At 70.6% G+C, this 8771-nt stretch carries 2 protein-coding genes; both read left to right on the top strand.

The window, feature by feature from the left end; genetic code table 11:
• Position 1: 1 nt before the first annotated feature.
• Positions 2–6004 carry a non-ribosomal peptide synthetase gene (locus GWI24_RS34925; RefSeq protein ID WP_308344193.1) on the top strand — a complete coding sequence of 2001 codons (6003 nt, stop codon included), beginning with the start codon at positions 2–4 and terminating at the stop codon, positions 6002–6004.
• Positions 6001–8771, top strand: a 2771-nt coding sequence (locus tag GWI24_RS34920; protein ID WP_210950058.1) for an amino acid adenylation domain-containing protein, incomplete at its 3' end; no start/stop codon positions are given. The genes GWI24_RS34925 and GWI24_RS34920, both read left to right, overlap by 4 nt.

Raw genomic sequence — 8771 nt, 5'->3', positions numbered from 1 at the left:
GGTGGTGGTTTCGGCGGAGGATGTGGCGTATGTGATGTTCACGTCTGGTTCGACGGGTGTGCCGAAGGGTGTGGCGGTCAGCCATGGTGCGGTGGCCGCGCTGGTGGCGGATGGGTGTTGGAGTGAGGCTGCGCGGGGGCGTGTGTTGATGCATGCGCCGCATGCGTTCGATGTGGCGGTGTTTGAGGTGTGGGTGCCGTTGGTCAGTGGTGGGCGGGTGGTGGTGGCGCCGCCGGGTCGGGTGGATGCGGCGGTGTTGGCGGGTTTGGTGAAGGCGCATGGGCTGACGGCTGTGCATGTGACGGCTGGTTTGTTCGGTGTGCTGGCTGAGGAGTCGCCGGAGTGTCTGTCAGGTCTGGCGGAGGTGCTGACCGGTGGCGATGTGGTGCCTGCCGGTGCGGTTGGCCAGGTCAAGGCCGCTTGCCCGGGGATTGTGGTCCGGCATTTGTATGGCCCGACCGAGGCGACCTTGTGTGCCACGACGTATCCGGTTGCTCCTGGGGCGGAGGTTCCGGCGGTGCTGCCGATCGGTCGGCCGCGCGACAACACCAAGGCGTTCGTCCTCGATGAGTACCTCAACCCCGTGCCCCCGGGCGTCAACGGTGAGCTGTATCTCGCGGGCGCCGGGCTCGCTCACGGCTATCTCGGCCGGCCGGGGCTGTCGGCGGAGCGCTTCGTAGCGTGCCCGTTCACGGGTGGGCGGATGTATCGCACGGGCGACCTGGCGCGGTGGACGGCCGATGGTGAGCTGGTGTTCGCGGGGCGGGCGGATGAGCAGGTGAAGGTCCGTGGTTTCCGGGTGGAGCCGGGTGAGATCGAGGCCGTGCTCGCCGCGCACGGGAGCGTGGGTCAGGTCGCGGTCGTCGTGCGTGAGGACCGGCAGGGCGACAAGCGCCTCGTGGCCTACGTCGTACGCAGCGGCAACGGTGATGGCGACGGTGCACTGACTGGGCTGCGGGAGTACGTGGCCGAGCGGCTGCCCGAGTACATGATCCCGGCGGCCGTGATGGCCCTTGACACCCTCCCCGTCACCGCCAACGGCAAGCTGGACCGCGCCGCCCTCCCCGCCCCGGAGTTCGGCGGCGCCACCGGGCGCGGCCCCGCCACCCCGGTCGAGGAGATCGTCGCCGGGGTCTTCGGCGAGGTGCTCGGGCTGGAGTGGGTGGACGCGGAGGCGTCCTTCTTCGAACTGGGCGGCGACTCCCTGCTCGCCATGCGGCTCATCGCCCGCGTCCGCGCCGTCCTGGGGGCGGAGCTCACCATTGGGGAGCTCTTCGCCGCTTCCTCAGCCGCGGGCGTGGCACGGCTGGTGGACGCGGCAACCGGCCAGACGCACGCTGCGCTGACGGCGCGGCCCCGGCCGGAGGTGCTGCCGCTGTCGTTCGAGCAGCAGCGCATGTGGTTCCTCAACCAGCTCGAAGGCGCGGGCGAGGGCGCGGCGTACAACCTTCCCCTGGCCCTGCGGATGTCCGGCGAACTGGACCTCGAGGCGCTGGAGGCCGCGCTGGGCGATGTCGCCAACCGGCACGAGAGCCTGCGCACGATCTACCCGGCGAGCGAAGGCGTCCCGCGTCAGCAGGTGCTCGAAGGCGCCGCGGGCAGGCCGCCGCTGGTCGTGGTGGACACCACCGAGGACGAGATCGCCGACGCCCTTACGGCTCACGTGGGCCGCGGCTTTGATATCAGCGTCGATCTGCCCTGGCGGATCCGGCTGCTCAGGACCGGCCCCACGGACTACATCCTGCTGATCGTGGCGCACCACATCGCGGTGGACGGCTGGTCGATGGGCGTCCTCGCACAGGACCTGGAGACCGCCTACACCGCCCGCCACCAGGGCCGACTCCCGGGCTGGGAGCCACTGCCCGTGCAGTACGCCGACTACGCGCTCTGGCAGCGTGAGGTGCTGGGCGATCTCGGTGATCCGCAGAGTGTGATCAGCGGGCAGCTGGACCACTGGCGGCGGACGCTCGCCGGTGTGCCGGAGGAGCTTGACCTGCCGACCGACCGGCCACGACCGGCCACGCCGACGTTCCGCGGGCGCACTCTGCCGGTGGAGGTGGACGCGCAGACCCACGCCAGGCTGGTGGAGCTGGCGCGGCGTGGCCGGGCGACGATGTTCATGGTCGTACACGCGGCGCTGGGGGTTCTGCTGTCGCGGATGGGTGCGGGTACGGACATCCCCATTGGCACGGCGACGGCGGGTCGCGGTGACGCGGCGCTGGACGGGCTGGCCGGCTTCTTTGTCAACACGCTGGTGCTGCGCACCGATCTGAGCGGCGACCCGGGCTTCGATGAGCTGCTGGCCCGGGTGCGGGATACCGATCTTGCGGCATACGCGCATCAGGATGTGCCGTTCGAGCGGCTGGTCGAAGACCTCAACCCGACCCGATCGCTCTCCCGCAACCCGCTGTTCCAGATCATGCTCGTCCTCCAGAACCTGCCCGCCTCCCAGGGCCGGTGGAATCTGCCCGGGCTGCGGGTCGGGCCGCTGGAGGCCACCTCGCAGGAGTCCACCGCCAAGTTCGACCTGTCGCTGACCCTGGCCGAACGGCGCGACAGCGAAGGCGATCCGGCCGGGCTCGTGGGTGGGCTGTTGTATGCGACCGATCTGTTCGATGAGCGCACGGTGCGGTTGTTGGCGGGGCGGTTGGTGCGGGTGTTGGAGCAGGTGGCGGCTGATCCTGGGGTGCGGGTCAGTGGGATCGATGTGTTGGGTGAGGTGGAGCGGGCTCGGGTGGTGGCGGAGTGGAACGCCACGGGGGCTGCGCTGCCTGGCGGTTCGATTGTGGAGCGGTTCGAGGCGTGGGTTGTTGCGGCGCCGGATGCGGTGGCGGTGCGGTGTGGTGAAGAGGCGCTGTCGTACGGGGAGTTGGACCGGCGGGCGAATCGGCTGGCGCGGTTGTTGAACGGTGCTGGTGTGGGTCGGGAGTCGCGGGTTGCGTTGTGTTTGGCGCGGTCGGTGGACATGGTGGTGGCGGAGTTGGCGGTGTGGAAGGCCGGTGGTGCGTTCGTTCCGTTGGATCCGGAGTATCCGGCGGACCGGCTGGGATTTGTGATCGCGGACAGCGGCGCCGAAGTGGTTCTCGGTACGTCGGAGACCTTGGCCTCGGTGCCGGTCGGTGGTGCCCGGGTTGTGCGTATGGAGGAGGCGAACGGCTTCTCCGCCGAGCCGCTGGGGACGGTCATCGTCCCGGATCAGTTGGCGTATGTGATCTATACGTCGGGTTCGACGGGGCGGCCGAAGGGTGTGGCTGTCGCTCACGGTGGTGTGGCGAATCTGGCTGAGGCGATGCGTCCGGTGCTGGGGATGGACGCGGGTGTGGTGGCGTTGCAGTTCGCGTCGTTCAGCTTCGACGCCGCCGTTCTCGATGTCGCCGTCACCCTCGCCGCCGGCGGCACCTTGGCGGTGGCGAGTGCGGATGAGCGTAAGGATCCGCAGGCGCTGGCGGAGATGATCGGCCGGTGCGGGGTGCAGGTGGCCAGCGTGGTGCCGTCGTTGTTGGGAGTGCTGGACCCGGATGCCGTGTCGGGTGTCAGCAATTGGGTTCTGGGTGCCGAGCGGTTGAGCGCGGAGTTGGCCGGGCGGTGGTCGGCCGGTGCCCGGGTGTGGAACACGTACGGGCCGACCGAGGCCACTGTCATCACCACCGCCACCGCCATGCCCCTCGATCCCGGGTTGGGTACGGCACCACCGATAGGCCGCCCTCTGCCCAACAACAAGGTGTTCGTGCTGGACACGTTCCTCAAGCCGGTGCCCGTAGGCGTCACGGGCGAGGTTTATATCGCCGGTGCGGGTCTGGCCCGGGGCTATATCGGTCGGCCAGGGCTATCGGCGGAGCGTTTCGTCGCGTGTCCCTTCGGCGTCCCGGGCGGCCGGATGTATCGCAGTGGGGATCTGGCGAAGTGGACCGAAGAGGGTGATCTGGTCTTCGCGGGGCGGGTCGATGAGCAGGTCAAGGTCCGTGGTTTCCGCGTCGAGCCCGGCGAGATCGAGGCGGTGGTGGCCGCCTGCGAGGGCGTGGCGCAGGTTGCGGTGGTGGTCCGCGAGGGCGGGCCGGGGGACAGGCAGCTGGTCGCGTACGTGGTCCCCAACGGGGAGCTGGACGTGGCGGCCGTGCGGGAGTTCGCGGCGGACCGGTTGCCGGAGTACATGGTCCCGACCGTCATGGCGCTGGACGCGCTGCCGTTGACGGTCAACGGCAAGCTGGATCGCACCGCACTCCCCGCTCCCGACACCGCCGAGACGACGTCGGGGCGGGCCGCGGAGACGCCAGCCGAAGAGATCCTCTGTGGGCTCTTCGCCGAGGTGCTTGGCCTCGATGAGGTCAGTGCCGATGCGTCGTTCTTCGAGCTCGGCGGTGACTCGATCATGTCGATGCTGCTGGTGTCGAGGGCGCGTAAGGCGGGTCTGGTGGTGAGCGCCCGGCAGGTGTTCGAGCGGCGTACTCCGGCGGACCTGGCCGTGGTGGCCCGTGATGTGGCCACCGCCGATGGCCTGGAGGGGAGCGGCGATCCGGGCACCGGCGAGGTGCCGTTGACCCCCGTCATGCATGAGCTGCTGGACCGGGCCGGAGCAGAACGCATAGCTGGGGTGTTCCAGTCGACCGTGGTGATGGTTCCGGCGGGGATGCGGCTGGAGACGCTGACCGCTGCCGTTCAGGCGGTGGTCGATCACCACGACATTCTGCGGGCCCGGCTGGACACCGAGCCCGAACCCCGCCTCCTCGTCCCCCCGACCGTATCCGTGGCCCCGTGGGTGCACCGGATCGATGCGAGTGCGGCCGGGGGTGACCTTGAGCACCTGATCGCCGAGCAGTCGCGGGCCGCCGCAGACCGGCTCGATCCGCGGGCCGGGGTGATGGCGCAGGTGGTCTGGTTCGACCTCGGCCCGGCCACCCCCGGACGGCTCCTGCTCACCGTCCACCACCTCGCCGTGGACACGCTCTCCCTCCGCATCCTCATCCCGGACCTCGCCCAGGCGTACGCGGACCTGGCGGCCGGCCGTGAGGTCGTGCTGGAGCCCGTGCCCACCTCCTTCCGGCACTGGGCCCGCGCCCTGCGGACCGAAGCCACCGGCCAACCGCGGCTCGCCGAACTCCCCGCCTGGACCCGACTGCTGCGCGGCTCCGACGCACCGCTCGGCGGGTGCCCCCTGGACCCGGACCGCGACGTGGGCGCCACGCTGCGGCGGGTCTCCGTGACGGCCTCGGCCGAGCTCACCGCCACCCTGCTGACGACTGTCCCGGCCGCCTTCCACGCCGGGATCGACGATGTGTTGCTCACCGCCTTGTCCTCCGCCGTCGCGGAGTGGCGGCGGCACCGCGGGCAGCATGCGCAGAGCGGGGTCCTCGTGGACGTGGAAGGCCACGGCCGGACGTCCGGCGGTCTCGATCTGGCCCGTACGGTGGGCTGGTTCACCAGCACGTACCCCGTGCGGCTCGACCCCGCGACACAGGACTTCGCCGGGCTGCGCGGCGGCGGGCCGGTGGCGGGGCGGGCCGTCAAGCACATCAAGGAACAGCTCCGCGCGGTCCCGGGCGATGGCCTCGGCCACGGTCTGCTCCGCCATCTCAACCCCGGGACCGCGCCCGCACTCGCCGCGCTGCCCACCGCCCAGATCGGCTTCACCTACCTGGGCCGCTTCGCCGATGGGACACCGGAGCAGACGGCTGCGGCCTGGTCCGCCGCTCCCGAAGGCGGTCTCGGTGGCGGAGTGGGCGACGAGGTCCCGCTGGCCCACGCCCTGGAGGCCGTCGGCCTGGTCCGCGACCTGCCGGACGGCCCGCTGCTCACGTTGACACTCGCCTGGCCCCAGCACCTCCACCACACCGACGACATGCGGCGACTCGCCGACGGGTGGCTGGCGATGCTCACCGGCCTCGCCACCCACACCACCGGCTCCGGCGGCGGCCACACACCGTCGGACTTCTCACTCATCACGCTCGACCAGAGCCAGATCGACGCGCTCGAAGCGGAACTCGCGGACAAGGGGGGAGCACGATGACTCAGATGCGAGTCCAGGACGTCTGGCCGCTGTCGCCGCTGCAGGAGGGTCTGCTCTTCCACGCGGTGTACGACGAGCGGGGCATCGACGTCTATGTCGAGCAACTCGTGCTGGATCTCGAGGGCAAGCTGGATCCCGCGGTGCTGCGCGACGCGTGGCAGGCGCTGCTCGACCGGCACGAGAGCCTGCGCGCTGGCTTCCGGCAGCTGGCCGGGGTGGCGCAGCCGGTGCAGGTCATCGCCCGGGGCGTGGAGCTTCCGTGGCGGGAGGAGGACCTGTCCGGGCTGGATGCCGATGTGGCCCGGGCGGAGTCGGAGCGGTTGGGGGTCGAGGAGCGGGAGCGGCGTTTCGACCTGGCGGTGCCGCCGTTGCTGAAGGTGTTGCTGGTCAAGGTCGGGCCGGATGAGTACCGGATGATGGTCACGCTGCATCACATCCTTCTGGATGGCTGGTCGCTGCCGGTGCTGATGCGGGAGTTGTGGACGTGTTACGAGGCAGGGGGCAGCGCACACGGCCTGCCGCCCGTGACCCCGTACCGTGACTACCTCGCCTGGCTCGCCCGCCAGGACAAGGGAGCCGCGCGGGACGCATGGCGGCAGGAGCTGACGGGCGCGGACGAGCCGACGCTGGTGGCACCGGGCGGACAGTCCACTGCCCCGGTCGCCTCCGGCAAGGCGGCCACCGACGCCGGGGCGGTACTCGCCGACCGACTGCGGGACCTCGCCCGCCGCAACGGCCTGACCCTGAACACCGTGATCCAGGCTGCCTGGGCCGTTGTGCTCGGTCGGCTCACCGGCCGCCGCGATGTGGTGTTCGGCGCGACGGTGGCGGGGCGCCCCGTCGACCTCCCCGGCATGGAGAGCATGCTGGGGCTCTTCATCAACACGCTGCCCGTACGGGTGCGCCTGGACCCGGCGCGGACGGTCGCCGAGCTGCTCGCGGAGCTACAGGAACGGCAGTCGGCGTTGCTGGACCACCAGCATCTGAGCCTCACCGAGATCCAGCGGCAGACCGGGCCCGGCGCCACCTTCGACACCATCATGGCGTTCGAGAACCACCCCATCGGGGCGCAGGACTCCACGGCGGCGGCCGCTGGGCTGCGGATAACCGGCGCGGCGATGCGTGAGTCCACCAACTTCCCGCTGTCGCTGGGTGTCCACCCGACGGAGGAGCTGCGGCTGCGGCTGGACTACCGCCCTGACCTGTTCGACCCCGAGGCGGCCCAGGGGCTCCTTGGCCGCTTGGTGCGGGTGCTGGGGCAGATGGCGGCCGATCCGGAGACGTTGGTCGGTCGGCTGGAGGTGCTGGGGGATGCGGAGTGGTCGCGGGTGGTGGCGGAGTGGAATGCCACCGAGACCACACTGCCCGCCGGTTCGATCGTGGAGCGCGTCGAAGCGCGGGTTGCGGAGACGCCGGATGTGGTGGCGGTGCGGTGTGGTGGTGAGTCGGTGTCGTACGGGGAGTTGGATCGGCGGGCGAATCGCTTGGCGCGGCTTTTGAGCGAGGTCGGCGTCGGTCCGGAGTCGCGGGTTGCGTTGTGTTTGGCGCGGTCGGTGGACATGGTGGTGGCGGAGTTGGCGGTGTGGAAGGCCGGTGGTGCGTTCGTTCCGTTGGATCCGGAGTACCCGGCCGACCGGTTGGGTTTCGTGATCGCGGACAGTGGCGCCGAAGTGATCCTCGGTACGGCCGACTGCCTCGCCGACGTCCCCCTCGGTGACGCCCGCGCGGTTCTTCTCGAGGGCGCCGACGCCTTCTCGGCGGAGCCGCTGGGGACGGTCATTGTCCCGGGCCAGTTGGCGTATGTGATCTATACGTCGGGTTCGACGGGGCGGCCGAAGGGTGTGGCTGTCGCTCACGGTGGTGTGGCGAATCTGGCTGAGGCGATGCGTCCGGTGCTGGGGATGGACACGGGTGTGGTGGCGTTGCAGTTCGCGTCGTTCAGCTTTGACGCCGCCGTTCTCGATGTCGCCGTCACCCTCGCCGCCGGTGGCACCCTCGCCGTCGCCACCACCGCCGAGCGCAATGACCTTCAGGCCCTGGCGGAGATGATCGGCCGGTGTGGCGTGCGGGTGGCGAGTGTGGTGCCGTCTCTGCTGGGGGTGCTGGATCCTGACGCTGTCCCGGGTGTGAGCAATTGGGTGCTGGGTGCGGAGCGGTTGAGTGCGGAGCTGGCGGGGCGGTGGTCGGTGGGTGCGCGGGTGTGGAACACGTACGGGCCGACCGAGGCCACTGTCATCACCACCGCGACCGCCACTCCGCTGGACGCCGCGCTGGAGGAGGCTCCGCCGATAGGCCGTCCCCTCCCCAATGCCCGCGTCTATGTGCTCGACCAGTTCCTCAAGCCGGTGCCCGTAGGCGTGACGGGCGAGGTGTACATCGCCGGTGCGGGTCTGGCCCGGGGCTATATCGGTCGGCCGGACCTGTCCGCCGAGCGTTTCGTCGCCTGCCCGTTCGCGGCCCAGGGTGGCCGGATGTATCGCAGTGGGGATCTGGCGAAGTGGACCGAAGAGGGTGATCTGGTCTTCGCGGGGCGGGTTGACGAGCAGGTCAAGGTCCGTGGCTTCCGCGTCGAGCCCGGTGAGATCGAGGCCGTCCTCAGCGGCCACCCGGCCGTGGCCCAGGCCGCCGTGGTCATCCGCGAGGACCGCCCCGGGGACCGGCGCCTCGTCGCCTATGTGGTCCCCACCGGCGAGCTCGACCCGGCTGCCCTGCGCCGCCTCGCCGCCGACCGGCTGCCCGAGTACATGATCCCGGCAATCGTGCCCCT

Origin of the sequence: Streptomyces sp. MK37H, from assembly GCF_018035285.1 — a bacterium.
GTDB classification, from domain to species: Bacteria; Actinomycetota; Actinomycetes; order Streptomycetales; family Streptomycetaceae; genus Streptomyces; species Streptomyces endocoffeicus.
Note: the sequence above shows the minus strand (reverse complement) of the source record. Positions and strands in the feature narration are given on the sequence as shown.